Source organism: Streptomyces sp. NBC_00483, assembly GCF_036013745.1.
Taxonomy (GTDB): domain Bacteria; phylum Actinomycetota; class Actinomycetes; order Streptomycetales; family Streptomycetaceae; genus Streptomyces.
In genome coordinates, this window is the sequence record NZ_CP107880.1 from 8208664 (window position 1) to 8234878 (window position 26215).

At 69.3% G+C, this 26215-nt stretch carries 25 protein-coding genes and 1 pseudogene; 17 read left to right on the top strand and 9 right to left on the bottom strand.

What is annotated here, in order from left to right; genetic code table 11:
• Positions 1-31 precede the first annotated feature (31 nt).
• Complete coding sequence (locus tag OHA73_RS36575) at positions 32-1321, top strand: sensor histidine kinase (RefSeq protein WP_266722483.1); 1290 nt, start codon at positions 32-34, stop codon at positions 1319-1321.
• Positions 1318-2028, top strand: coding sequence for a response regulator (locus tag OHA73_RS36580; RefSeq protein WP_266722485.1), 711 nt, complete (start codon positions 1318-1320; stop codon positions 2026-2028). The genes OHA73_RS36575 and OHA73_RS36580 overlap by 4 nt, the downstream gene beginning before the upstream one ends.
• Before the next feature lie 13 nt (positions 2029-2041).
• Here OHA73_RS36580 and OHA73_RS36585 read toward each other — a convergent pair whose 3' ends face one another.
• Positions 2042-2272: a twin-arginine translocase TatA/TatE family subunit gene (locus OHA73_RS36585; RefSeq protein WP_266722487.1), complete on the bottom strand. Its 231-nt coding sequence runs from the start codon at positions 2270-2272 to the stop codon at positions 2042-2044.
• A 2-nt stretch (positions 2273-2274) separates the two neighbouring features.
• Entirely contained in the window at positions 2275-3291 is a 1017-nt protein-coding gene (locus OHA73_RS36590) for a sporulation protein (RefSeq protein ID WP_266722489.1), read from the bottom strand.
• A gap of 389 nt (positions 3292-3680) precedes the next feature.
• Between OHA73_RS36590 and OHA73_RS36595 the strand changes: the two genes are divergently transcribed.
• The 3 genes from OHA73_RS36595 (at position 3681) to OHA73_RS36605 (ending at position 6598) form a co-directional block, all read left to right on the top strand.
• Complete coding sequence (locus OHA73_RS36595) at positions 3681-5021, top strand: hemolysin family protein (protein WP_266722491.1); 1341 nt, start codon at positions 3681-3683, stop codon at positions 5019-5021.
• Positions 5018-6046, top strand: a complete 1029-nt coding sequence (locus OHA73_RS36600) for a hemolysin family protein (protein ID WP_266722493.1) — start codon at positions 5018-5020, stop codon at positions 6044-6046. The genes OHA73_RS36595 and OHA73_RS36600 overlap by 4 nt, the downstream gene beginning before the upstream one ends.
• 96 nt (positions 6047-6142) lie before the next feature.
• The gene (locus tag OHA73_RS36605) at positions 6143-6598 is read left to right on the top strand and encodes a tellurite resistance TerB family protein (RefSeq protein WP_266722495.1); all 456 of its coding nucleotides are present in this window, start codon (positions 6143-6145) and stop codon (positions 6596-6598) included.
• A gap of 52 nt (positions 6599-6650) precedes the next feature.
• Here the strand turns inward: OHA73_RS36605 and OHA73_RS36610 are convergent, their stop codons facing one another.
• The 3 genes from OHA73_RS36610 to OHA73_RS36620 all read right to left on the bottom strand — a co-directional run bounded on the left by OHA73_RS36610 (position 6651) and on the right by OHA73_RS36620 (position 8911).
• Positions 6651-7589 (bottom strand): M56 family metallopeptidase, encoded by a 939-nt coding sequence (locus OHA73_RS36610; RefSeq protein ID WP_266722497.1) that lies wholly within the window; start codon positions 7587-7589, stop codon positions 6651-6653.
• Between the two features lie 4 nt (positions 7590-7593).
• A complete protein-coding gene (locus OHA73_RS36615; RefSeq protein WP_266722499.1) occupies positions 7594-8010 on the bottom strand; it encodes a BlaI/MecI/CopY family transcriptional regulator in 417 nt (138 codons plus the stop codon).
• Between the two features lie 634 nt (positions 8011-8644).
• Positions 8645-8911, bottom strand: coding sequence for a GlsB/YeaQ/YmgE family stress response membrane protein (locus OHA73_RS36620; protein WP_266725644.1), 267 nt, complete (start codon positions 8909-8911; stop codon positions 8645-8647).
• A gap of 119 nt (positions 8912-9030) precedes the next feature.
• Here OHA73_RS36620 and OHA73_RS36625 point away from each other — a divergent pair.
• The 8 genes and pseudogenes from OHA73_RS36625 to OHA73_RS36660 form a co-directional block, all read left to right on the top strand.
• Positions 9031-9228 (top strand): annotated as a pseudogene (locus tag OHA73_RS36625) (TerD family protein); the annotation flags it as partial.
• 198 nt (positions 9229-9426) lie between these two features.
• Positions 9427-10536, top strand: coding sequence for an acyltransferase family protein (locus OHA73_RS36630; RefSeq protein WP_266722500.1), 1110 nt, complete (start codon positions 9427-9429; stop codon positions 10534-10536).
• 615 nt (positions 10537-11151) lie between these two features.
• Entirely contained in the window at positions 11152-12492 is a 1341-nt protein-coding gene (locus OHA73_RS36635; RefSeq protein WP_266725646.1) for a hemolysin family protein, read from the top strand.
• The gene (locus tag OHA73_RS36640) at positions 12489-13508 is read left to right on the top strand and encodes a hemolysin family protein (RefSeq protein ID WP_267068386.1); all 1020 of its coding nucleotides are present in this window, start codon (positions 12489-12491) and stop codon (positions 13506-13508) included. Before OHA73_RS36635 ends, OHA73_RS36640 begins: the two co-directional genes overlap by 4 nt.
• A gap of 95 nt (positions 13509-13603) precedes the next feature.
• On the top strand, positions 13604-14527 hold the full coding sequence (locus OHA73_RS36645) for an ion transporter (protein ID WP_266722502.1): 924 nt from the start codon (positions 13604-13606) through the stop codon (positions 14525-14527).
• A gap of 46 nt (positions 14528-14573) precedes the next feature.
• Positions 14574-14837, top strand: coding sequence for a GlsB/YeaQ/YmgE family stress response membrane protein (locus OHA73_RS36650; protein WP_266722503.1), 264 nt, complete (start codon positions 14574-14576; stop codon positions 14835-14837).
• Between the two features lie 22 nt (positions 14838-14859).
• On the top strand, positions 14860-15033 hold the full coding sequence (locus OHA73_RS36655; protein ID WP_266722505.1) for a TetR family transcriptional regulator: 174 nt from the start codon (positions 14860-14862) through the stop codon (positions 15031-15033).
• Between the two features lie 124 nt (positions 15034-15157).
• Positions 15158-15763, top strand: a complete 606-nt coding sequence (locus OHA73_RS36660; protein ID WP_266722506.1) for a response regulator transcription factor — start codon at positions 15158-15160, stop codon at positions 15761-15763.
• 163 nt (positions 15764-15926) lie between these two features.
• On the opposite strand, the gene OHA73_RS36665 is transcribed toward OHA73_RS36660, so the two are convergent.
• The 3 genes from OHA73_RS36665 to OHA73_RS36675 all read right to left on the bottom strand — a co-directional run bounded on the left by OHA73_RS36665 (position 15927) and on the right by OHA73_RS36675 (position 19445).
• Positions 15927-17036: a 3-dehydroquinate synthase II gene (locus tag OHA73_RS36665; RefSeq protein WP_266722507.1), complete on the bottom strand. Its 1110-nt coding sequence runs from the start codon at positions 17034-17036 to the stop codon at positions 15927-15929.
• Complete coding sequence (locus OHA73_RS36670) at positions 17008-17817, bottom strand: 2-amino-3,7-dideoxy-D-threo-hept-6-ulosonate synthase (RefSeq protein ID WP_403723057.1); 810 nt, start codon at positions 17815-17817, stop codon at positions 17008-17010. Before OHA73_RS36670 ends, OHA73_RS36665 begins: the two co-directional genes overlap by 29 nt.
• Before the next feature lie 68 nt (positions 17818-17885).
• Positions 17886-19445 (bottom strand): class I adenylate-forming enzyme family protein, encoded by a 1560-nt coding sequence (locus OHA73_RS36675; protein WP_266722509.1) that lies wholly within the window; start codon positions 19443-19445, stop codon positions 17886-17888.
• Between the two features lie 277 nt (positions 19446-19722).
• Here OHA73_RS36675 and OHA73_RS36680 point away from each other — a divergent pair, with 277 nt between their 5' ends.
• Positions 19723-21255, top strand: coding sequence for a SagB/ThcOx family dehydrogenase (locus OHA73_RS36680; protein ID WP_266722510.1), 1533 nt, complete (start codon positions 19723-19725; stop codon positions 21253-21255).
• A gap of 238 nt (positions 21256-21493) precedes the next feature.
• On the top strand, positions 21494-21667 hold the full coding sequence (locus tag OHA73_RS36685; RefSeq protein WP_266722512.1) for a thiazolylpeptide-type bacteriocin: 174 nt from the start codon (positions 21494-21496) through the stop codon (positions 21665-21667).
• Positions 21668-21764: 97 nt separating this feature from the next.
• Here the strand turns inward: OHA73_RS36685 and OHA73_RS36690 are convergent, their stop codons facing one another.
• Entirely contained in the window at positions 21765-22328 is a 564-nt protein-coding gene (locus OHA73_RS36690) for a hypothetical protein (RefSeq protein ID WP_266722513.1), read from the bottom strand.
• A 163-nt stretch (positions 22329-22491) separates the two neighbouring features.
• Between OHA73_RS36690 and OHA73_RS36695 the strand changes: the two genes are divergently transcribed.
• Together OHA73_RS36695 and OHA73_RS36700 are read left to right on the top strand one after the other, a co-directional pair.
• The gene (locus OHA73_RS36695; protein ID WP_266722515.1) at positions 22492-23613 is read left to right on the top strand and encodes a hypothetical protein; all 1122 of its coding nucleotides are present in this window, start codon (positions 22492-22494) and stop codon (positions 23611-23613) included.
• Positions 23610-26213, top strand: a complete 2604-nt coding sequence (locus OHA73_RS36700) for a lantibiotic dehydratase (RefSeq protein WP_266722516.1) — start codon at positions 23610-23612, stop codon at positions 26211-26213. The genes OHA73_RS36695 and OHA73_RS36700 overlap by 4 nt, the downstream gene beginning before the upstream one ends.
• Positions 26214-26215: the final 2 nt, after the last annotated feature.

Genomic DNA, 26215 nt, shown 5'->3' on the forward strand with positions numbered 1-26215 from the left:
GCCGGCCTGTGCTGCCTGTGACAATCGGTGGGTGACGAACGCATCGGCGGCGGACCGCCTGCGGGACGGGTTCGCGGCGCTGCGGCGGCCGACGGGTCCCTTGCCCCGGCCCACCAGACGTGACCTGATCCTCGACGGGGCCTTCGCCCTGTTCGCCGTGATCGCCGCGGTCAACTCCGGCCTGAGCGTCGGCATGGACCGCACGTACAAGATCGTCGATGGCACGGTGCGCCTGGTCGAGGGGTCCGGGAACTACGTCGGCGCGCTGGCGCCGATGCTTCTGTGCTCCCTGCCGCTGGCCCTGCGCCGCCGTTACCCGCTGGCCGTGCTCTGGGTGGTGATCGCCGCGGTGCTGATGGCGCCGGGCAGCGAAGCGCGGATGATCCTCTACGCCACGCTGGTCGCGACGTACTCCGCCGTCATGCACAGCCCGTACCGGATCCTGACCCTGGCGAGCGTCGCCGTGGCGCTGCTCGTCCTGAACGGCGCCAGGACGCCGGACGTGCCCACCATCCAGAATGAGTACGTGCCGCTGCTCATCCTGCTGCCGCTCACCATCGTCGCGGACGGCATGCGGCAGTGGCGGCTGCGTGCCGACGCGCGCCAGGAACGCATGGCGGCGCTGGAGCGCGAGCGGGCCGAGGAGTTGCGCCGCGCCGCCGAGCGCGAGCGGGCCCGGATCGCCCGCGAACTGCACGACGTGGTCACCCACAACGTCTCCATGATGGTCATCCAGGCCGGCGCCGCGCGGAAGGTCATGGACGCCGAGCCCGAGATGGCCCGCGAGGCACTCCTGGCCGTGGAAGCGGGCGGCCGCTCGGCCATGGCCGAGCTGCGGCACACCATGGGACTGCTCACCATGAACGCCGCCGACGATCCCTCCGATCCCGCTGTTCCTGCGGGCCGCACGGCGCCCGCCGAGGGGCTTGCCCCGCAACCCGGCCTGGACCAACTCGACGCGCTCGTCGGGCGGGTGCGCGAGGCGGGCCTGAGCGTCGAGATGACGGCGACCGGCACCCGCCGCCCGGTCTCCTCCGGCATCGGCCTCGCCGTCTACCGCGTGGTCCAGGAGGCGCTGACCAACACCACGAAGCACGCACGGGGCGCGACGGCGACCGTGACGCTCGCCTACGAGCCCGACGCCCTGCGCATAGACGTCACCGACACCGGCGGCACACCGGGTGCGGACGCTGCCGGCGGGGGTCATGGGCTGATGGGACTGCGGGAGAGAATCTCGGTCTACGGCGGAACACTCGACGCCGGACCGAGACCTGACGGCGGCTTCCGGATCGCCGCCACGATCCCCCTGGAGGCATTGTGACGCACCACCCGCTGCGTGTCGTGGTCGCCGACGACCAGGCGCTCGTCCGCACCGGCTTCCGCATGATCCTCAAGGCCGACGGCATCGACGTGGTCGCCGAGGCGGCTCACGGCGCCGAGGCGGTGGACGCCGTGCTCCGCACTCGCCCTGACGTGGTCCTCATGGACATCCGGATGCCCGAACTCGACGGTCTGGAGGCCACCCGCCGCATCCTGCGCGAGTTCCCTGACGCGGCCACGGCACCCCGTGTGATCATGCTGACCACCTTCGACCTCGACGACCTCGTCTACGAGGCGCTGTCGGCCGGCGCCAGCGGTTTCCTCCTCAAGGACGTCACCCCGGAACACCTCGTCGCCGCCGTCCGCCTCGTCCGCACCGGCGACGCACTCCTCGCCCCGGCCATCACCCGCCGCCTCGTCGAACGCCATGCCCGCCAGGCACCCGAGGCGGAGCCCACCGCGCCGCATCCCGGCCTGTCCGCCCTGACCCCGCGCGAACTCGACGTCCTGCGCCTGCTCGCCCAGGGCCTGAGCAACTCCGAACTCGCCGCCCGCCTCCACCTGTCCGAGACCACCGTCAAGACGCACGTCTCCCGCATCCTCGCCAAGCTCCAGCTCCGCGACCGTGTGCAGGCGGTGGTGACGGCCTACGAGACGGGACTGGTCTCGGCCGGACCGAGTCCTACGGGCGAGGCGCGCCAGGGCTGACAGGAGGGCGGTGTCACTGACGCGGTGTCCCCTGATCGTCCCGTGGCGGGATCGTCTCCCCCGGGACGACGCGGGGTGCCGGAGCATCGGTGCTCTGTCCGTCCTGCTCCTTCAAGGCCCTGGCCTCCGCCTTGAGGATGCGGGCCGACTTGCCCGCGCTGCGGGTGAGTTCGGGCAGTTTCTTCACGCCGACCACGATGGCGATCACGATCAGGATGACGGCTATCTCGCTGAGTCCGAACATGGTCAGTCCTCGCCGCCCTCGTCCTCGTCGTCCCCTTCGAAGAAGTCCCCGACCTCGTCGACGACCTCGGCGGCCACCATGCCCCCGACGACGCCGACCGCGAGTCCTGCCGCGCCCGCCGCGACGGTCGTGCCCATGCCGGGGCCGGAGCGGTGGCCGCTGTCGTGGTGGTGGTGATCGTCGTGGTGGCCGTAGCCGTGCCCGTGGCCGTAGTCCTGTCCGTATCCGGCGTGCGTGCCGTACGCCGAGCGGTGCTCGACGAGTTGGCGGACCCAGCCGTCGACGAGCGCGTTCCAGTCCTGGTGGTGGATGGCGTCGTGGCCGACGGTGAAGCGGGTGACCGCGTCGTGTCCGTCGGAGAAGAGGCCGCCGCGCTTGTCGGCCTCCAGGACCACCTCCATGCCGGCGGGGGTGGCGAGGAAGGTCAGTTCGATCTCATTGACCGCGTGGGCATACTGCGGGGCAGGTGCCAGCTCGATCTCTTGGTAGAAGGGGAGCTGCTGGCCGGTGCCGCCGATGTGGCCGTATTCGAGGTCGGCGGACTTGAAGCCGAAGCCGAGCTGCCCAAAGGCTTCGAGGATCGCCTCCTGTGCCGGCAGCGGGCCGACGGCCAGCTGGTCCAGGTCGCCCTTGTCCTTGGCGCCGGCCACCGACAGCTCGGTGCGCACGCCCAGGACGATGCCGAGCCCCTGCCCGTACAGCTCGGTGATCGGTGTCTCCCACGGCAGCGTCACCGTGAACGGCACGCTGTGCTCGGCGCCCGCCACCAGACGGAAGCCGCCGCCGACCACGAACCGGTCGAAGGTGACGGCGCCGTGGCTCTCGCCGTCCTCGTGCTCGGCCTCGACGCGTGCGACGAGTTCCAGCGTGATGTGCTCGATGTCGAAGTCGCCGGTTCCGCCCTTGAGGTGGACCTGGCCGGAGAGGGATCCGCCGGGCGCGCAGGCCCCGGGGGTGAGGACAGTGTCGACGGTCGGGCCGCCCACGCCGAGTGAGCCGAGCAGTCGCTTGAACACCATCGAGGCGTTCACTCCCTTTGTACGTACGAGGGTCATGAGGGTTACGCGGGTGGTGCCGGTGCCGGGAACATCCGTGCCGGCTTCCACGTTCTACAGTCGCGTAGAAGCATAAGGGTGGCGAGGTCGCCGCGGGTGCCGTCGCCGGTCCGGCGACGGGAACGTCCGAAAAGGATCGCTCCCGAGGTCTCGACACTCGCTTGACGAGCTTGTTTTGCTGTGCTTTTACCGTGGTGGTACGGGGTCCGTCCCCGCCGATAAACATCAGGATCACTCGATCCTCCGAACGAGAAGGAGCCACAGCCCGCGATGGGTGAGCCTCCCAGTAGCCGGCCTCGTGCCGCTGCACCCAGACCGCTCGACGTGACCGATCAGAGGGCGGAGGTGGAGTGGTGACCGAGGTCCTGCTGCTCGTTCTCGCGCTGCTTCTCACGCTCGCCTGTGCCCTGTTCGTGGCGGCCGAGTTCTCGCTGACCACCGTGGAACGTGCCGACCTGGAGCGTGCGGCGCAGGCGGGGGAGCGGGGTGCGGACGGCGCCCTGAAGGCGGTCCGCACTCTGACGTTCCAGCTGTCCGGGGCCCAGTTGGGCATCACCGTCACCTCTCTGGTGATCGGCATGCTTGCCGAGCCGTCGCTGGCCGCGCTGCTGCGCGGACCGCTGGAGGCGATCGGTCTCGGCGGCGCCGCCTCGTCGGTGGCGAGTGTGCTCGGTGTCGTCCTGTCCACGGTGATCCTCATGGTGGTCGGCGAGCTGGTGCCGAAGAACTGGGCGATCTCCCGCCCGGTGGCCGTGGCCAAGGTGGTGGCCGGTCCGCAGCGCGGGTTCACTGCCGCGTTCGGGCCGTTCATCCGGCACCTGAACAACACGGCGAACCGCTTCGTGCGCCGCTTCGGCCTGGAGCCCGCCGAGGAGCTGGCGTCCGCGCGCAGCCCGGAGGAGCTCGTTGCGCTCGCCCGGCACTCCGCCGCCGAAGGGGCGCTGGAGGCCGACTCGGCCGAATTGTTCGTGCGCACCCTGCACTTGAGCGAGCTGACCGCGGAGAACGTCATGACGCCCCGCGTCGATGTCCAGGCCCTGGAGGCGCACGCGACGGCCGTCGATGCCGCCAACCTCACCTATGTCACCGGGCTTTCGCGCTTCCCTGTTTACCGGGACAGCCTCGATGAGGTCGTCGGCACCGTCCACATTCGCGACGTCCTCGCGCTGCCCCCGGAGAGGCGACAGCTCACCCAGGTCACCGAGCTGGCCACCGCGCCCCTGCTGGTCCCCGACAGCCTTCCCGCCGACCGGCTCTTGGAGCGGCTGCGCGAGACCCGCACCATGGCCGTCGTCATCGACGAGTACGGCGGGACAGCGGGCGTGGCGACCGTCGAGGACATCGTGGAGGAGGTCGTCGGCGAGGTGCGTGACGAGCACGACCCGGTCGAGACGCCCGACCTGCAGCCCGCCCCGGCGGGCCCGGACGGGCGCGCCGCGTGGGAGGCCGACGGCGGTGTCCGCATCGACCAGCTCACCGCGATAGGGCTGACGGCGCCCGAAGGCCCGTACGAGACCGTGGCGGGACTCATCGCCACGTACCTGACACGCATCCCGATCCAGGGTGACAGCGTCGATCTGGATGGCTGGGAGCTGACCGTCCTGGACATCGAGCACCACCGCGCCGACCGCGTCCGCATCACCGAACCGGCGCCCGCCGCCGAGCCGGCCGAGTTGATGGAGGAGGCCCGATGACCGCCCTGCAACTCGCCATCGGCGTACTGACGCTGCTCACCAACGCCTTCTTCGTCGGCGCGGAGTTCTCCCTGATCTCTGTGCGCCGCAGCCAGATCGAACCGCGTGCCCAGGAGGGCAGCAAGCGGGCCCGCTCCACGCTGTGGGCCCTGGAACACATCAGCGCCATGCTGGCCACCGCCCAACTGGGCATCACGGTCTCGTCGTTGGTGCTCGGCGCCGTCGCCGAACCCGCCATCGCCCATCTGCTGGAGCCTGGCTTCGAGGCGGCACACGTGCCGCACGCCCTGGTCCACCCGATCTCCTTCGTGATCGCCCTGACCGCGGCGACGTACGCCCACATGCTGCTCGGCGAGATGGTGCCCAAGAACATCGCGCTCGCCGCGCCCGTGCGCACCGCCCTGCTGCTCGGCCCGCTCTTGGTCGCCCTCACCCGCGCCCTCAAGCCGGTGATCTTCGGCATCAACGCCTTCGCCAACACACTGCTGAGGTCGCTGCGCGTCGAGCCGAAGGACGAGGTCGAGTCCGTCTTCACTGATGACCAACTCGCCCGCATGGTGCTCGACTCCAGCGAGGCGGGCCTCCTCTCGCCCGCCGACGGTGAACGGCTGCGAGACGCCCTGGAGCTGGGCACCCGCCCGGTCGGCGAGATCGTGGTGCCCGCGCAGAAGATGCGTACGGTCACGGACGCCACCACCCCCGCCGAACTGGAACGGGCCGCCGCCGACGCCGGGTTCTCCCGCTTCCCGGTCACCGGCGCGGACGGGGAGCTGCTCGGCTATCTCCACATCAAGGACACCCTCGGCATCGCCGACCGTGACCTGCCCTTCCCCCGCACGGGCCTGCACCCGCTCACCCGGGTCCGCCTCGACACCCCGCTCGACGACACCCTCACCGCGCTACGCGCGCAGGGCAGTCACCTCGCCGCGGTCACCGGCGACAAGGGGACGGTGATCGGATTCGTGACGATGGAGGACGTGTTGACCGAACTCGTGGGGCCCGCCGCACCGGCCACGATCGGGTGAGCGGTAAGTGGGGCGGAACTCTGGGCGTCTGCCGTAAATTTCTACATTGCTGTAGAAGTTGAAGCTCGGTAGGACACCTCAACCGTAGGAGTACGCGTGGCCCTGTGGGACCGCATCAAGGAATCCGCGTCGACGATGCAGACGCAGCTCGTGGCGAAGAAGAACGACCTCAAGTCCGGTGCGTTCCGCGATGCTTCGATGGCGATGTGCGCGCTGGTCGCCGCGGCCGACGGCACGATCGATCCGTCCGAGCGGCGTCGCGTGGCGGAGCTCATCACGAGCAACGAGGTACTGCAGAACTTCGACGCCGCCGACCTCCAGCGGCGCTTCGACGACAACCTGAACAAGCTCACCGCCGACTTCGACTTCGGCAAGGTCAGCGTGTTGCAGGAGGTCGCCAAGGCGAAGAAGAAGGAGGCCGAGGCGCGCGCCGTGATCCAGATCGGCATCGTCATCGGTGGCGCGGACGGCGACTTCGACAAGACGGAGCAGGGCGTCGTGCGCGAGGCGTGCCAGATGCTGGGGCTGCCGCCGCAGGAGTTCGACCTGTAGTCCTCCGGGCCGGCCGGGCCCAGGGCGGCGGGCGCTGCCGCCTTGGGCCTGGTCACATCGGCGTCGCCGCGTGGAGGACGGTCGCCAGGGTCAGCGCGGAGTTCGCCGAGGCCATGGCGGAGGCCGCCGTTCCGGCTCCGGCCGTCCACGTGGCGAGTCCCACGGTGGTGAACACCCTCGGTCGTACGGATGCACGTGGCGGCCCCGCGAGCAGCGCCGCCACCCGGCGGGGTACGGGGCCCGGCGCGGCGAGGGAGGCGAAGACCGGCTCGCGCACCGCGCCACCGGACAGCGCCACCGTGCCGATGGCCCGTGCGACCGTCCTGCGGTCTCCCACCCGCGTAGCGGCCTCCTCGTCGGCCCACCGCTCCGCCGTATAGGCCACGGCCGAACTCAGCGGACGCAGAAACGGGTTGGCGCGAGCGGCGAGACGCACCGCGAGCAGATGGCGGTGGTGTCGGGCCGTCAGGTGACTGCGCTCGTGCGCGAACACCGCCCGCCGCTCGGCGGAGCGTAGCCGGTCGAGCAGCGCGGTGCTGACGACGACCCGTCCGCGTGTCGACCGGCTACCGGGCAGGGCATACGCGTACGGCTGGGCGTCGGGCAGCACCACGACCTCGGTGTCCGGCAGGCCGGCGAGTGCCTCGTGAGCGCGGCGGCGCAGTGCGAAGTGCCGCCACAGCGTGCGCCCGCACGCGGCGACGACGGCGGCCAGCGCCGGGATGGCCGCCTTGCCGGCGATCTGGTCCTGCGGCACGGCGGCCCGCACCTCGGGGTCCGACCAGCCGTCCGGCAGGGGATTGCCCGGCAGTTGAGCCGTGCCGACCACCATCAGGAGTGTCAGGCACAGCGTGCTGCAGACCGCCATCACGGCGGCCACGCAGGTCAGGAGCCGGGTCGCGGTGCGAGGAGGGAGCCGGTGGGTGGCGAGCCGGGCCACCGGCCACGCCGTTAACGGCAGGACGAGCGGCAGGAAGACGAAGACGCCCACGGGCTCAGACCGCGCCTTCCCCGTCGGCCTTGTCGGCGTGGTCCTCTTCGTCGACGCGACGCAGCAGGTCGCGCAGCACCTGCTCGTCGCCCTCGGGCAGGGACGTGAGGAAGCTGGCCAGCACCGCTTCCCGGTCCGGCTCGGCGTCCAGCACCTTGCGCATCTTCAGGGCGGCGAGCCCGGCCTCGTCGGACGTGGGTGTCCACAAGAACGACCGGCCCTCCCGTCGGCGGGCGACCGCATCCTTGGCGTGCAGCCGGGCCAGGATCGTCATCACCGTGGTGTACGCGAGATCGCCGCCGACCCGGTCGCGCACCCACCCCGCGGTCGCCGGGGCATCGGCCGCGTGCAACGCGGCCAGGACTTGTGTCTCCAGCTCGCCTTGGGCGCGTCGCTGGGGCCGACGGTCTGAGTCCGGCACGCTGCTCCTCCTGGTCGCCGCGGTGGCTGGGTGTGCTCATCATCGTGGCTCATGAGCCTGGATTTCCCCAGCGCCGCCAATCTTCTACATCAATGTAGATTCAAGGGTGGGGAGCCGACAGGCCTACGCACGTCGACTGCGGTTGCCCCTCTTCTCTGTTTCGACTTGCGGCTGGGGGCGGGAGTGCGGGGACGTCAAGGTGGATTCATGCGGGCGGAGCGGGTGTCGGTCTTCGGCGAGTTGCTGGAACAGGCGCTGGCCGCGCCGGAGTTCGCAGCCGTGTCGGGGGAGCGCCGGGAGCGTCTGCACGAAGACGCCCTGAGGGAGCGCGAGTTGATTGCCTCGCGGGCCGCAGCCGAGTACGCCGAATACATCCGTGCCCGTGGTCCGGTCCGTGGTCCGGTCCGTGGTCCGGCCGGTGGGTCGGCCTCCTCTCGTGCGCGGGACGCATCGTGTGCGTCGTCGCCGAGGCGGCCCGGCATCGCGCGGCCCCGGGTGCGGCAGATGTTCCGGCCCGGGGCGGTGCCCGGGGTTCGAGAGGCGATGTGGCGCGGGCCCGCGAGGTGTGGCGTGCGGCGCTGATGGACCGTGGGGTCCTGCCCTTTCTGCGGGCCCGTCTGTGGGAACGCGGTTGTCAGTCCCGCGAGTTGCCGAACAGGAGTCGGTAGCCGATGAGCAGGACGAGCGAGCCGCCGATCGCCGCGCCCCACGTGGGGAGGTCGAAGAAGTCCTTCTTGATGGGTCGGTCGAGAAAGCGGGCCGACAGCCAGCCGCCCACGAACGCGCCCGCGACGCCTATCAAGGTGGTGCCGATCAGTCCACCCGGATCACGGCCGGGCAGCAGGACCTTGGCGATGACTCCGGCGATGAGGCCCAGGATGATCCAGCTGACGATTCCCATGTCGTACGTCTCTCCGCTCGTGCTCATGTGTTGCTTGGTTGCGCAACTCTATAGTTGTGAGGGGCGACGGCTTTGAGGCGCGGGCGTCGGTTGCATGAAGAGCCCGGCGCAGGCTGTGTGCCTACTGCCGACTTGTCGACGAGACCACCGGGCAGGGGCTCGCCCGCTGCACGCTCACGGGCGGCGGCAGCCAAACGGGCCAGTTCATGGCGAAGGTTCAACGTGCCGACGAAGGCCGGGAGTTGGCGGCGGTCGGTGAGCCCGCCGTCGGGCGCACGGTCCAGGACCTGGTGCCCGACGGCGGCCGCCACCTGTGAGTGGCCCTTACACCTGTGACCCGCGTCATGCTAGGACGTGTTCGGTTTACGGGCTGTCCATGAGGTGGATACGGTGCGGAGAATGTTCGGCAGCTACTCCACTCCCGTAAACACTGTGAGACGAGAATTTCGACTTGCGGGTTCCATCGCGTTGAAGCGAACGGAGGGGTGGGTGTGAGCGAGTCATCGTCGGCATCGATGGCACATCAGACGGCTGCCCCGTCCGTCCAGCGCCCTGCGGCAGCCGAACGGCAGGCGCCTTCGGGCAAGCCCGGCAAGGCGCGGGACGCGTTCTTCGACAACGCCAAGTATCTGGCGATCGTCCTGGTCGCGATGGGCCACTCTTGGGAGCCGCTGCGCGGCGACAGTCGAGCGGCCTCCGCCCTCTACGTCACGGTGTACGCCTTCCACATGCCGGCGTTCATCGTGATCTCCGGCTACTTCTCGCGCTCGTTCGACGCGAGCCCCGGCCGACTGAAGCGGCTGATCACGGGTGTGGCGGTGCCGTATGTGGTGTTCGAGGTCGTCTACACGCTCTTCAAGCGTTACGCCGGTGACGATCCGGGCTACGACTTCAGCCTCCTCGATCCCTGGTACCTGACCTGGTTCCTGATCGCCCTCTTCATCTGGCGGCTTACCACACCGCTGTGGAAGGTGATTCGCTGGCCACTGCCGTTGGCGCTCGCCATCGCGGCACTGGCCGCGGTCTCTCCGGACATCGGCGACGACCTGGACCTGCAGCGCGTTCTGCAGTTCCTGCCGTTCTTCGTGCTGGGCCTGTGCCTGAAGCCGGAACACTTCCACCTGGTGCGCCGTAAGAATGCGCGGATCCTGGCGGTGCCGGTGTTCGCGAGCGCGCTGCTGTTCGCGTACTGGGCGGCACCGCGGATGAACGCCGCCTGGTTCTACCGGCGCGACAGCGCCCAGGAGCTGGGTGCGCCCGGCTGGAGCGGCGCCGTGATGACGCTCGCCATGTTCGGCTGCTCGGTGATCCTCGTCGCGTGCTTCTTCGCGTGGGTGCCGGGCCGCAAGCTGTGGTTCACGGCGCTCGGCGCCGGCACGCTGTACGGCTACCTCTTGCACGGCTTCCTCGCCAAGGGTTCCCGCTTCTGGGACTGGTACGAGGTGGACTGGGTGCACACACCGTGGGGTGAGGTCGCGGTGACACTGATCGCGATGTCCGTCATCACCGTGCTCTGTACGCCACCAGTGCAGCGCGCCTTCCGGTTCGTGATGGAACCGAAAATGGAGTGGGCGTTCAAGCCCTCTCCGAGGGGCGACGTCGGAAAGCAGCGTAGAGCGGGATGAAGTCCCGGACCGGACGTCCTGTCGTCCTCGAGTGCACTCCCGCCGACGCCGGCGCGGACCGTCGACTCATCCAAGCCCTGGACGCCGACGGGCACAGTGTGGGGCGACTGGACTTTCAGGTCTGCCGTCCCTGCGGCCGCGGGCACATAACGAACATCGCCGTCGAGCGGCAGGGCGAGGGGATAGGGCGGGAGGTCGTGCACCTGGCGCTTGCCTCGTATCCGGATGCATATGAATACGGTTGGTCGACCTCGCGCCAGTCACGCCAGGGACGCGCCTTCTTCCTGGCCATGGCGGAGGAGACTGGAGTCGCCTTCCTGCCGAGAGCGGGCCGCTGTACGCACATGGGGCGCACTCGATCGCGCGTGGGCCTGCTGCGTCTGGTGTCTCCCGGAGCCGAGTGGCGCGTGGTATGCCCGCAACGGACTGATCAGGAACACCGGGGCGAGAGTGGCCGTTGTTCCGGTTAAGGTAAAGGGAAAGTAAAGCGCGAAGGAGCTGCCAGGTGTCCGCCAGATCGACGGACTCTGCGGGGCACAGGCCCCGGCCATCCCGCCGAGCACAGCGCTTCGTGAGCGTGAGCACGGCAGCGAGTGAGCGGGGTGGTGCGGCGTGCTGAGTGCCGTGCTCGGCTTGCTCGCGGTCCTCGTGCTGACCGCCGGCACCGGATATTTCGTCGCCCAGGAGTTCGCCTACGTTGCCGCCGACCGGCTCGCCCTCGCACGCGAGGCGGAGGCGGGCGACAAGAAGGCCGCCAAGGCGCTGACGGTCCTGGAGCGACTCTCCTTCATGCTGTCGGGTGCCCAGCTCGGCATCACGGTGACCGGCCTGGTCGTCGGCTTCCTCGCCGAACCCTCCGTTTCCGCCCTCCTCAAGCCCGCCCTGTCCGGCCTCGGTATCCCGGACGCCGCGGTCACCGGCATCTCGGTGGTCCTGGCCTTCGTGGTCGCCACGGTCGTACAGATGGTCCTGGGCGAGCTGGCACCGAAGAACCTCGCGCTCGCCGTCCCGGAGCGCCTCGCGAAGTCGCTGGCCGGCTCCACCGTCGTGTATCTGAAGATCGTCGGCCCCGTCGTCCACCTCTTCGACAGCGCCGCGAACAAGCTGCTGCGCAAGGTCGGCATCGAGCCGGTCGAGGAGCTGCACCACGGCGCCACCCTGGAGGAACTCAGCCACCTCATCGGCGAATCCCATGAGCAGGGCGAACTGCCCCGCGAGGCCGCCGAACTCCTTGACCACGCACTCGCCTTCAACGAGCGCACGCTCGGCGAGGTCATGGTCCCGCGCGCGGACGCCGTCTTCGTCCGCAAGGACGCGACCGCCACCGAGGCCGTCGACCTGATCGCCAAGCACGGTCACTCCACCTACCCGGTCATGGGCGACCACCCCGACGACGTCGCCGGCGTCCTCGGCGTACGCGAACTGACCCGATTGCCGCAGGCCGCGTACGAGACGACCACCGCCGCCACGCTCGCCCGCCGGCCTCTCCTCCTGCCCGACACCCTCCAGCTCCCCGCCGCGGTCGACCGGATGCGCGCGGCCGACGACGAGTTCGCCGTCGTCCTCGACGAGCACGGTGGGCTCGCGGGCATCGTCACGTACGAGGACATCGCCGAAGAGCTCGTCGGCGACATCGCCGACGAGACCGACCAGGAACTCCGGCTCGCCGCCCCGGACGCGGACGGCGCGGGCTGGCTCGTGGACGCCGGTCGCCGCCTGGACGAGATCGCCGAGGCCACCGGCATCGACCTGCCTGGGGAAGCCGACTACGACACCGCGGCCGGCCTCATCGTGGACCGCCTCGGCCGCTTCCCCGCGATCGGCGACCACCTCACGGTCTACCTGGCCGACGGCGACCGCGCCGTCATCGAGGTGCGCACCCTCGACCGCCACGTCCCCGAACTGATCCACCTGGCCCGCAGACCCGCCGCCACCGACCGGGAGCCGCAGTCATGAGCCTCCCCATGGCCCTGTTCATCACGGTCCTGCTCCTCATCGGCAGCGGCTTCTTCGTCGCCGCCGAGTTCGCCCTCGTAGCCGCCAAACGGCATCGGATGGAAAAGGCCGTCGAGGCCGGACAGCGCGGCGCCAAGGCGGCCCTCGCCGGCATGCGGGAACTCTCGCTCATGCTCGCCGGCGCCCAACTCGGCATCACCCTGTGCACCTTGGGGCTCGGCGCCATCTCCAAGCCCGCCATCTCGCACGAACTGGACCCGCTGCTGCACGGCTGGGGGCTGCCCTCCGGCCTCAGCTACGGCATCTCGTTCGCCTTCGCGATGATCGTGGTGGTGTTCCTGCACATGGTCGTCGGCGAGATGGCCCCCAAGTCGTGGGCGATCGCGCACCCGGAGCGCTCGGCGATGCTCCTGGCGCCGCCGTTCCGCGCGGTGGTCAAGGCGGTGCGCCCGCTGATCTGGCTGCTGAACAAAGTCAGCAACGCGCTGGTGCGCATGTGCAAGGTCACCCCGCGCGACGAACTCACCGAGGTCCACAACCGCGAGCAACTCACCCACCTGGTAACCGAATCCGAGCGCCTCGGCCTGATCAGCAAGGACGACTCCGAGCTGATCACCAGCTCCCTCGTGGAGCCATTGATGCCCGTCGGCGAGCTACAGATCCCAGTGCACCGGATCATCTCGGTGTCGGCCGACGCGGACACGGACACGATCCTGGCCGCGGCCGCCGCCCGCGACCGCAACCGCCTCCTGGTGCGCGACGACGCCCTGGTCGTCGGCTCGGTCCACGCCCGCGACGCGCTGATCTCCCGGGCCCGAGGCCGAACGGCAACCGCCCGGGAACTCGCCCGTCCTGTACCGGAGTTGAGCGAAACAGACACGGTCGGCCACACCATCGAGGAACTGCGCCGGCGCCGCGCCTCGCTGGCCGTCGTCTGCGACGACACCGGCCGCCTGACGGGCCTCGTCGTCCTGGACGACCTGCTGGCCCGACTGACCCACCCGCGGACAGCGTAGGCGGGGGAGTCTCGGACGGCTGCGAGGCTCCTGACCGGCCCGTTCGCTCGCTACGTGCCCCGGCCACCCGTCGGGGCACGTAAGATCCAATTCCCGTGAGCAGCAACACGATTCACTTACCCGGGCCGCCCCGACGCGAGGCACTGGCCGCCCGCTGTCGTGCCGTCACCGACGCCCGCTGGTTCGCCGTCACCGTCTTCGCCCTGATCCTCGCCAACGCCGCCGTGCTCGGTGTCGAGACGTACAACGGCGTCCTCGACCGCTTCGACGACGAACTGAAACTGGTCGAGCACGCCTTCCTGGCGATCTTCACCGGGGAGATTCTGCTGCGCATGGGCGCGCACGCGGACCGCCCACGCGACTTCTGGCGCGACCCGTGGAACCTGTTCGACCTGGCCGTCGTGGCCTGCGCCTTCCTGCCCGTCGTACGCGAGAACGCCACGGTGTTGCGACTGCTGCGGCTCGCCCGAGTCCTGCGCGCGGCCCGCTTCCTGCCCCAACTGCGCATCGTGCTCGTCGCCGTGGGACGCAGCCTGCCCGGCACCGTCAGCTTCCTGCTCGTGGGCGGACTGCTGCTGTACGTGTACGCGATGGTGGGCTGGGTCTTCTTCGCCGAGGCCGACCCCGAGCACTTCGGCTCCATCGGCCGCGCGGTCCTCACCCTGTTCCTGCTGATGACCCTCGACGGGCTCGGCGACGCGCTCCGGGCGGGCCTGGAGATCTCCCGCTGGAGCATCGTCTACTACGCCTCCTACGTTCTCATCGCCTCCTTCGTCCTGGTGAACGTCCTCATCGGCGTGGTCATCACGTCCCTCGACGAGGCGCGCGCCATGGAGGAGCCCGAGGAGTCGAACGCCCCGGAAACAGAACCGCTGTCCTCGTCCGAGGCAGACGTACGCACCCGCATCGCCACTGCGCGCAGGGCTCTGGACGACCTGGAAGCGAGCCTGACGAGCCTCCCGTCGCCTCGTTCAACCGAAACGACCAGGACTGCGTCCGCCCCGCCGGGAAACCCGTAATCCGACATGTGCGTCGAGGAACCAATCCAACGGGAGACATAACGACATGGAGATCTCCGGCATCTTCACCGCGATCGTGATCGGCATCGCCATCGGCATTCTGGGCCGCCTGGCCATCCCCGGCCGCCAGCGGATCGGCGTCCTGTGGACGATCCTGGTCGGTATCGCCGCCGCTCTCGTCGGCACGGCAATCGCCGGTGCCTTCGACGTCGCCGACACCAAGGGCATCGACTGGATCGAACTGGTCATCCAGATCGGTCTGGCCGTTGTGGGGGTCGTGGGCATGGAGCGGCTCAAGGGGCGTCGCTGAGCAGGCGGCGTGGGCCCGTGCCGTGGCGGCAGCGGCCGGCCTGTCCCCGGCTCTGGTGACCCGACACTTCGGCTCCAAGCAGGGGCTGCGGGAAGCCCGTCCTGCATGGGCTTCCTCGTACCGCGCCGCGCGAGCGCATGTCCGCACCCAGCAACACCGCCACCGAGGCCCCGAGCAAATGGCAAGCAAAATGTGACGGCTCCGACCTCAAATCTCCCTCAAAAATCCATGTGCATCACACAAGTGTTTTTAGAGTGGCCTGTGAGGCGCCTGTACGGGATTGACCGTTCGGTAGGTGCGCGGCATAAACGGGGAGCAGCATGACGAGTCGTATCGCTATTGCCGGAAAGTGTCTTCTCGCGGTGGAGCTGATGGCTGAATCACTTAGCTGCGAAGAGGGACTTGAGGTAGTGACCGTCGCCAGTAACTACCAACAGCTGATGCAAGAGGTCGAGCGTAAGAACGCTGACGTCGTCTTGATCGACCCGGACAGGGACTATGGGGACTGCGTCGCTGCGGTGGGGAGAATACGTAAGACGCGTCCCGCCTGCGGAGTGGCCCTCGTGGTGGACGCTCCGACGCGGACATTCGTCAACCAGGCACTGAGGGCCGGGGCGTTGAGCGTCGTTCCCAAGGGCGCCGGGCTGCGAAGACTTGTCGAGTCGGTGAGAGGCGTCGCCTCGGGGCAGCTCGTCATGGACCCGCAACTGCTGCTCGCCATGGGCCGGCCGGGCGGCCCGTTGAGTGACCGAGAGGCTGATGTGCTGCGCATGACAGCAGCGGGGGCGTCCGTGAAGGAGATGGCTGGTGAGCTCTATCTTTCCGCAGGAACGATTCGTAATCTCGCCTCCGCCGCCATCAAGAAGCTGGAAGCCAGAAATCGCTACGACGCCGTACGCATAGCGAACGAACGATGCTTGATCTGACCGCCTGGCAGATCACCTGGACTTGCGCCGAGTTCCCGGGGCGGACAACATCGCCTCCGGAAACTCGGCTTCTCACTGAGTATTTTCAGCGTGTCCACTGATCGGGTAGAGGCGCTGGAGGGCGCAGGCCGTCCTCACGCTCGAGCGGCAACCCTGCAAGAGCTCACTGTTCGCGGCAGAACTCGTCTATCGGATAGCCGACATGCCGGTCGGCCGTCGGCAGATGCCCCAGGATCGTGTCCCCGGGCCGCAGTTCAGTGCTGTTGAGTACCGCGCCACCGGGGCCGAGGACTCTGACATGCCAGTCGTCCTGGAGGATGAGGTTCACCATCTGCCCGTTGGGAGCGACAGCGTCCACGGAGATCAGGGGTCGGGTCTCGATCTTTACGCGGCCCACGCTCACCACGCGGGTGCGCCCCTCTGTGTCCACCGCCAACACCTTGCTGCCCGCGACGAGTTCACTCAGGTAGTGCGTTCGGCCGTGGTCCGACACCGTGTAGGAGTGGATCGCCCCCGCGTTGACCCGGAAGGGGCGTGTCGGCATGTACGGGAGCGGGTGGGTCTCACTGACGCAGAGGACCATGCCCTTCGAGTGCGAGCCGACGAGGATGCCCTCGTCCTTCCCGAGGTAGCTGCAGGTGTCGACGCAGGCTCGCTCACCCATGCCGATGTGGGCGGTCGCCGTGACCTCCAGTTCGACGAGCGAGATCTCACCGGACGTCGTACCGGCGGCCCGCCGCAGAGCGGTCGCGTCACCTACGGCGCGCGCGGGCATCAGCACGCCGTCCGAACCCAGTTCGAGTACGCCGTAGATGATCTCGGCCTCCGTCACGTCGGCGGCCATGGTCACGATGGTGCCGTCGCAGCCGGCCGCCGCCGCGATCACGATCTCCAGCGGAATCTTCGTGGGATCGCGGAAGTCGAGCAGGCTCCACTGCTCGGTCCTGGCCGACTGGCAGGCCAGCTCCAGGCTGTCCGCGTCGACGATCTCCACGTACCGGCCGAACTCGATCGCGGGGTACGCCTGCGCCAGCTTCGCCCGGTCGTCGGTGCCGCCGGCCACGAGGACCAGGTCGGCGCCCTCGAAGCCGTCGGTCGGCTCGCCCGCGTCGTGGACGAGGACGCGGCGGACCGTGGGCGGCAGATCCGCCAGTGCCGTCATGTCGGAGGAGACGACGGCGTCGATGCGTTGGTGGACGGCCTCTTCGAGAACGGCCGGCGTGAGATCGCCCGCCTTGCGTACGTCAAGCCAGCACAGTTTGCTGTCCGTCACGCTGGTGCCCCCTCGTCATGTGGTCGAAATGTTCGGTGGATACGGCGGGTTCGCCGGCCGGCATGCCCGCCAGGACGGGGCGCCCGTGCACGAGCCGCGCCACCCGGCCGGCCATCCTCTGCGGGTCCGCGGACTGGAAGACGCTGCGCCCCATGGCGACGCCCAGTGCACCGCCCGCGACGACCTCCCCGACGAAGTCGAGGACTCCCTCCTCCGTGGCCCGCGGCGGACCGCCGGCGATGAGGACCGGGACGGGGCAGGCGGCAGTCAGTGCCATCAGGTCGGGCAGTGAACCCGGGAAGGTCGTCTTGATCAGGTCGGCGCCCAGGTCCGCGGCGATCGTGACCGCGTGGGCCACGAGCTCCGGGTCGTGCGGATCCGGGATCCGGGGACCGCGGGGATACACCATGGCCATGAGTGGCAGATTCCAGCGGTCGCAGGCATCGGAGACCCGGCCGAGATCCGCGATCTGGCGGCGCTCATCGTCGGAGCCCAGGTTGACGTGCACGCTCACCGCGTCCGCCCCCAGGCGCAGCGCCTCTTCCACCTCCGTGACCAGGTACTTGGCGTCCGGGTCCGGAGCCTGCCCGGTGCTCGCGTTCAGATGGATGATCAGCGACATCTCGGCGAAGCGCTCCGGACGGATGTGCCGCAGGCTGCCCTTGTGCAGGACGATCGCGTCGACTCCGCCCGCGGCGAGCTGCTGCGCGAGCAGATCGAGGGAGCTGTTCCTCGGCACCACCGGGCCGTCGCTGATGGAGTGGTCCAGAGGCGTGATCATCAATCCGGTCGTGGTGTGGTGATGCAGCCGTCGCAAGCGCAACGACCGCGCGAAGTGCCCTTGAGGGATCATTGCGCTTCCTTTTGGCCTCTGAGGTGTGCGTAGTCAGGTTTCCCGGAGGGGGTGAGCGGTATTTCCGCCCACCGGTGAAATGCGTCCGGGACGTGCGCCGCCGTGAGTTCGGCGGCAATGTGGGAGCGCAGTTCGTCGTCAGAGAATCGGGCGCTCCCGCGCAATTCAACTGCTGCTTCAAGGCGTTCGATGAACTCCGCGCCGCGCGTTCCGTACACGACGGCGTTCGCCACGTCCGGGTGATTCAGCAGAACCTCCTGAACCGCCGCCGGATGGACCTTTATGCCGTGGACCTTGACGACGTCGCCGATCCGGCCCACCAGGTGCAGATACCCGTACTTGTCCCAGTGGCCGAGGTCTCCGGTACGCAGCCAGTCGCCCGCCGCGGTGAGGGCGGCACGGTCTCCTTCGCCGAGATATCCGTCCATGAGTGTGGGCGAGCGGACGCAGATCTCTCCGGTCGCGCCTCGTTCGACCGGCTCCTGGGAGTCGGGGCGCCAGATCTCCATCTCCACCCAGGGGAACGGACGGCCGACACTCGGCAGCAACTCAGGCTCATAGTGGTCGAGCGGGATGAGCGTGCACATCCCGCCGGCCTCGGTGCTGCCGTACAGCTGGACGAGTGTGTCGCCAAAGACCTGTGAGGCCTTGGCCGTTCGAGAGGGCGCGGCGGCTGTGCCGCTGTAGAGGACCTGGCGAAGGAACGGGAAGGAAGCCCGGTCGATCCCCGGGCTGTCGATGAGCTGGTACAGGTGTGGCACCGCGAGGTACGTGTCCGTCACCCGGTGCTCGGCGAGTGCGTGCAGCACGTCGTGCACATCGAAGCCGTTGTGCAGAACGATCGAGCCACCTGCGGCCAGCGCCGCGTCGGCCATCGTCGCTGTGGCGTGGCTGATCGGCGTCACCAGCAGCAGCGTGGGCCGGTGCTCGGGCGGCAGCGATCCGAACGACAGGTTGACGAGGCGCCCCCGCACGCCGAACGACCGGCGTACGAGCTTGGGGCTTCCGGTGGTGCCACTGGTGAGGTCGACGACGGCCGGGTTCTCCGGGACGAAGGGCGCGGCCGTCGGCAGATCCGTGCCGCCGCTCGTCGTGGCCGCGTGGTCGAGGATGAGCAGGACGGTGCCTGCCCGGCCGTTGCACAACACCTGGCCACGCGGGGAGTTGGGCTCGTCGGCCAGTACCACGCGCGCGCCGGTCGTTTGCAGCAGCCGGGCCTGCTCGGCTGCGGGCAGCTCGTCCTCGTCGCTGCGCGCATTCATCGACCGGATGTGGATGACGGCGGCGCCCAGCAGATGGGCGGCGTACCGTGCGGCAAGCATGGCGGGGGAGTTGGGTTCGGTGAGAACGGCCACCGTGTCGGTGGGGCCGACCCCGGCACCGGCGAGGGATACCGCGGCATCGGTGATGAGCCGGTGGAATTCCGCGGCGGTGAGATCGCCGTCCCAGGAGTACACGGCGGTCTTCGCCGGATCGGCTTCGAGGTGCCCCAGGATCCGCAGAACATAGTTCGGCGTCTGTTGGCTGCTTTCGCTCAGCACCTGTCCCACAGACATCCCCGCCCCATCCTTCTTGTTTCTTCCTGGATTCCCTCCAGTGGGGTGATCAGAGATAATGCTGGGAGCTTCGTGGGTGGTCCGCAAGCGTCGGACGGTCGAGGATGACAAACATCATCGCCCCCGAAACAAAGGTAATTCGCGGGGCGCGTGGAGAAGTCCCGGAAGTCTGATGACCAATGTCATCGAGTCTCTGATCTGCATCATCAACTCCTTGCGGGCGGACCGCGGAAGGGCAGGACCATGGCGGATCGGTCACTGTGATGCGGAGGTTGGTATGCGGCCTGGTACCCCATGGCCCGAAGTCGAGTGCGTCGAGTACTCCGTGGGCTTCCGGGACGACGTCCGGGTTGAATTCGATGCCGCGTCGGTCAGCCTCGCCACGCCGGCGAGCACCTTCGCCGTGCGTCTCCCCGCGGGGGGCACGCGTGACGCGCTCGCCGCGCTTGCCGGAGGGCTGGTCCCGCTGGGGGAGACCCTCGACGGGTTCGAGCCCGCCGAACGCGAGCGCTTCCAGCGCCTGTTGGCCCGTCTCGGCCGGCTGGTCGAGTTCGGTGTGGCCGTCGGCGGCCGCGAACTGATCCGGTTCCAGCAGACCGGGCAGGACACTGATCCGGCCACCACGGTGGTGGGGCCGGACGACGTCGTGCGGCTGTCCCGGTTCGCCCTGTGCCGCAGCAGGTCCGGAACGTTGGTGCTGGAGTCGCCGCTGGCGTCGGCGCGGGCGTTGCTGGTCCACCGGACGGCCCGGACCCTTGTCTCCTCGCTGGCCGCCGGCCGACGCGTTGGTGATCTTGCTGAGCAGGATGGCGGCGATCTCGCACTGCCAGAAGTGTGCGCGCTGTTGGGCGTGCTGGTCGGCGCCGGACTCGTCGAATGCCGTTCCGCAGGAGAGGAGTTTGAGACCGAGGAGAACTCGACCTTGCGGCAGTGGGACTTCCACGACCTGCTCTTCCACTCGCGCATCCGCAGCGGCCGCCACGACGCCCCGTTGGGCGGCACGTTCCCGCACCGGGGGGAGATCGCTCCCCGGCCCGCGGTCAAAGCCGTGCCCGACGGCCCCTCCATCGAGCTGTACCGTCCAGCCCTGGAAGAGATCACGGGGCGAGACCCCGGGCTGACGGCGGCGCTCGAAGGGCGCAGGTCGTTCCGCAGCTACGGAGAACAGCCGCTCACCGCCGAGCAGATCGGCGAGTTCCTCTACCGGGTCGGCAGGGTCAGGACGCGGTTCGTCCCCGCGCCCGACGATGAACCAGGTGGTGAGATCGTCTCGCGGCCCTACCCCACCGGAGGGTCGTCCTTCGAGCTGGAGCTGTACCTGACCGTTCAGCGCTGTGACGGCATCGACCCGGGCATCTACTACTACGACCCCGTCGCGCACCGGCTCGTGCTGGTGAACGACGCCCACCAGGACCGCCGGGCCATGCTGGAAGTGGCGTCCGTCTCGACGGCCAGAGAGGCCGACCCCGACCTCCTGATCACGATGACGTCCCGCTTCCAGCGCCTGTCCTGGAAGTACAGCGGCATGGCGTACGCGACGACCCTGCGGCACACCGGCGTGCTGTACCAGACCATGTATCTCGTGGCGACTGCCATGGGCCTGGCGCCCTGCGGGCTGGGCATCGGGAACTCGGACATGTCGGCGCGCGTCCTGGGCCTGGACTATCTCCAGGAATCGTCCGTGGGCGATTTCATCCTGGGTAGCCGGCCGCCGGGCGACCCCGGGATCTGGGACCGGGAGCAGGGCTGGGAGTGGGTCAACGACCCGGAGTGGGCTGCCTGGGCGGGTTCGAAGCTGAGGCGTGCCTGACGGCTTGCCGCTTGCGTGAATGATGCCTCCACCGAATCGGTGGAGGCATTTTTCTGTCGAGTGCGCAAAATTGACACCGATGGAATCTGTCATTCCCTTTCGGTTGCGTGATATCGGTAATTGTGGATGTGACAAGTGTCAATTGAAGCGCTTTTAGGGTGGCCTTGGCGCTGGAAAATCGAAATAGTTTCCCTATGTGGTCAACCGGCCGCATCCGAAAGATACTGAGGAGTTCTCTATGAACACCGTCGTCAACTCTGCCGACATCGAGCAGGTCTTCGACTCCTTCGACGTGACCGAGCTGGAGGTCCTCGAGGTGTCGCAGGGCGTCGCCCTTCCCGAGATGGGCGCCTCCGGCGGCACCAGCGGCACCTCGTCCTCCTCGTCGACCTGCTCCTCGTCGACCTGCTGACGAAGGTCGGCCGGCTGATCCAGTAGGACGGACGGCGGTGCCCGCTCCCGCGAAGGGGGCGGTCACCGCCGTCGTCGGGGCAACGATTGCCCGCGGTTCAGCCCTTGCGGGCGACGTGCAACGCGGTCGTCCACAGGACAAGGGCGGCGCCGAAACCCAGCAGGACGCGGCCGCGCTCGGCGTCACCACCGCCGAGCGCCACCGCACCGACCAGCGCGAGTGCCATCAGCAGCCCGCCGGTCCACCAGTACTGCGGCTGGGCGAAGGTCCGCGCGAGCGGCAGGAAATGTGCCCCGACGACGAGGCACACGGCCGCGGGAATGTACACCCACTGGCCGAAGTGGCCCAGGATGAACACGGCGGCGACGATCGCCACGGTCTGCCCGATGTTGACCCTGCCGAACACCCGGAAGCTGTTGGCGGCCACCCGGCGGCTGCGTCGTGGTCCTGGCGACATCCCGAACCGGATCGTGAGCACCACCGCTGCGACAGCCAGAACTACGGCCACGGCTGCTATGCCGACCAATGCCGACCCCGGCACCCGCGGTGCGATACCGGAGACTCCCAGGATTTCCCATATCGACGCGAAAACGGACATGATAACCGCGCCCTGCAAAGGTCGGTTCTCGCTCAATTTTCGCCTGTCGGGTTCGTTGATCACCTGGGCATTCTATCCACCGCTCGCTCGCGAAACGCGGCACAGGTGTCACGAAGTGCGTGACGGATGTCAGTAGTTGAGTGGCCGTCTCTTTCTGGCCGCATTCGATTCTTGAAAGATGAGTGCCATGAGAGCCCATGCGCCAACAGACCGTAGCGACGCCCCCGTGACAGGCCGGCCCACCGGGGTCCGGCTGTTCACCCGGGCACCCGTGACACTGGCGTGGCTCTCCGCGTCGGTGGTGCCCGTCGCCCGTTCCGTACAGGAGAGCGGCGGCGCCGTCGTACGGCTGCGGCGAGGTTGGCTGCACGGCCCGCACGTGGATGTCATCGGGCGCGGGGCGCTCGGGCAGGAGCTCCCCTGGTCGTCCGTGGCGCAGCGGATGGACGCCGGCCCGCTGCCCGCGGACCGGGCGCTGAACGAGGCGAAGTACCTGGAGCAGGCTCGGGAGTTCGGCCGGCTGGAAGCGGTCGCGCCGCCGTACCTCCCGATGCGCGAGCACGGTGACGTCGAATTCCTCGGCCCCGACGAAGGGGTCGTGCGCGATCCCCTGCTGCGGGACCTGCGCGAGGCGGAGATCGTGCACGGCGTGCTGTGCCCGCCGCTTATGAACACCATCGACGAGGTGGCGAAGGACCGCTCCCTGGCCACCCCGCGGCTTGCGGAGGCATTCCTCGCGCTCGGCGACTCCTACTTCCTGGGCCTCGCCCACGGTGCCTTCTCGTTCCGCTCGCATGCCGAGGCCTTCTTTGCCTGGGCAGCCCCCAGCAAGGACATGCGCCCCGTGTTCGCCGCACGGCTGGCCAAGGAGGCTCCCGTGCTGCGCGCGCTGGTGGAGCAGCGCCTCGCCGGGCGCGTCGGCCCCGCGGCCGCCGAGTGGCGTACCGCGTTCGCCTACTCCACGGGCACGCTGGACAGCGCGGTGATGGACGGCCGGCTGACTCCGGCGATGCTGGACGCGGTCAACTCGGCCGTCGACAACACCGGCACGGGACCGCCCACCGCGCCGGAGGTCGTACCGCAGGGAACCCACCCCGATACCGCGTTCCACCGCGCCGCGGTGGAATCCGGGGTGATCGACGATCCGACGCCGTGGTTCGCCGCGTACCGCCTGCTGATCAACCTCTTCTACCAGCAACTGCCGCTGCTCGCCGTCTCCCCGATCCAGCGCTATTACATGTGCTACGCGCTCGCCGAGACCATCGACGAGGTGCTCGGCGAGACCTGGCAGGAGCGCCTGGACAAGGGCCGGGTGCGGTGGGAACAGACCCAGGGGGCGGCCCGATGACCACGCTGGAGACACCACCCCTCAGGGCACCGGAGCCGACGAACAGCAGCCCGCAGAAGGAACCCCTGTGGCTTCTGCGCATCAACCCACTCAGCCGCGTCCGCCTCGCCGACCACGAACTCCGCGGCCTGTTGGCCCGGCTCGAACAGGCGGAGCGGGACGTACGGTTCGCTGCCGACCGGTGCTCCGAGGAGCTGTACGCCCTCATCGGGGAGACCACCGAAGACACCGTGCGCGGACAGCTCATCGCCGCGCGCCGGGCGATCCACAACGACCGCCCCCTCAGGAACACCCTGCCGGGCATCCCTTCCGTGGCCGAGTGGTGCCGCGCGACGGAGGATCGGCGGCAAGTCCGCGAGGAGGCGGCCCGCCAGTACGAGCCGGCGGCCGACCGGGAGCGTCAGCGGATCGCCGACGTGTTGGGCGACGAACACCTGCGCAGCTCGCTGGCCCTCGTCTCTCCCGAGGTGTACCAGGAGTCCGAGCGCTACCGCGCAGCCGTCGCCGGCCCCGGGCGGCTCTCCGCCCGCAGCCGCAAGTCGGAGCGCGGCCTGCTCCAGTACGTCACGCGGGCCATGGTGCGCACCAGCCCCCTGGCCCGCTTCACCGCAGTAGGTATCGCCGTACCGGGGCCCGGCGGTGTCGACCCTGGGTCGGTGGAGTTCGGGGCGGCGGAGGCCTTCCCCAGCCTGGACCGAGTCATGGTCAACTACGTGCTCGGCGGGCTGCCCGCAGCCACCGGGTCCGAACTCCTGGGCGCCTGGGTGTCGCTGGCGCCGACCTCGGCACTCGATGAGGGCCGGGAAACGCTGTACTTCCTGCGCCCCGCCGAGTCCGGCTTCCAACGCCTGTCAGCCCCGGTCAAGGGCATCGTCAGCGCCCTCGTGGACGCCACGGTCATGGGACCCCGACCCGTGCGCTCCGTGGTGGCACACCTCGTTGAACAGACCGGGTGCACGGCGCAGGCCGCGGCCAAGGCCGTGCTCCAGGGCGTTCACCAAGGCATCCTGTGCACGTACAACGAACCGGAGGACGGCGCCGCGGACCTGGAACGGCTGCTGTCCCGGCCCGGGGCGCCGGGAGCCGAGCTGCTCGACGACGTACGGTCGCGGCTGCCCCGTCTGAGCAGTGGACCCGTCGAGGAGCGACGGCGCGAACTCGACGCGATCGAGGCCGACTTCGCGCAGCTCGGCCAGCTGGCGCGCCGCCCGGCCCGGGTCACGATCGAGGAGGATTTCGTCCTTCCGCCCACGACCGTCGACTCCAGCCGTTGGCGCCGCCCGCTCGCCGACCTCGGGCCGACGGTGGAACTGCTGTCCGTCTTCGACTGGCTGCACGACGTGCGCATCCTGACGACGGCCGCCTTCGTGCAGCGTTTCGGCCCCGGGGCTAGCGTCCCCCTCGCCGAGCACGCCGCATCCATGGTCCAGGAGATCTCCCGGCGCGCGGCCTTGATGGCGCAGTCGTACGCGAGCGGTGACAACGGCGTGCTCGACGGCCTCGGCACCGCCGACGGCAGCCTCCAGCAGCTGTTCGCTCTGCGCCGCAGGATCATCGAGGAGACTCAGTCCCGCATCACGCAGGCGGTCGACTCGGGCGCGTCCGACGTCTGCCTGACCGCGCTGGAGGCGGCCGAACTCACCGCAGGCCTGCCCGAGCGGATCCGCCGGGACCCCATGAGCTACGGGGTGCTGGTGCAGGCCGCGGGCGACCGGCTTGTCTTCAACGACGGCCTGCCCGGGCACGGAATGCTGTACTCCCGGTTCCTCGACGCCGACCGCAGCCTGTCCGGCGAGGCGATCCCGTACCTGGCCGACCGGCTGACCGAGCGGTACGCGTGGGACGGTGCGCGGGTGGTGGAGGAGCGCGGGCTGCACCGTCTCAACGTGAACGCGCACCCGCACATCCTGCCGGAGGGCATGGAACCCGACGACTGGTTCGCGCTCCGTCTGGTGCACGACACCGCGTCGGACACGCTCCGCATCGAGGATGCGGAGGGCCGCAGGACCCGTGTCCTGCCCCTCGGCACGGGCCACCCCGGACTGTTCCCGCCGCCGCTGTCACTGGCGACGTCGTTGACCACCGGGGGACGCCTCAACAACGACCTCCTCAACGGCTGGTTCGAGGCCCGGTCCCATGACCGGCAGCACACGCTGGTGTGCCCGCGGCTCTCCGTCGGCGACGTGCTGTTGTCCCGGCGCCGCTGGTACGGCGGCGCGGACCTGACCGCGGCCCTGGGAACCGGACCCGCCGAACACGACCGGCTGCTGGCCCTGACTGCGTGGCGTGCTCGGCACGGCGTCCCCGAAGAGGTCGTGCTCAAGACGACGTTCGGAGTCGACTCGCCCCGAACCCTCGACCCGGCCGACGTCCTGCCGCGCAGGCTCCAGCACAAGCCGCAGTACGTGGACCTCGCGAGCGCCCTGAGCACCAGGGTCCTGCCGAAGATGCTGGACCGACGTGCGACGACGGACGAGTCGGTCGACTACCTCGAGGAGGCGCTCCCCTCGGTCGTCGAAGGCACCCACGCGCACGAGTGGGTCGTGGAGATCGGACGCCGGCCGGGCGGCCCGTTCCACTACGAGGGAGAGAACCGATGAGG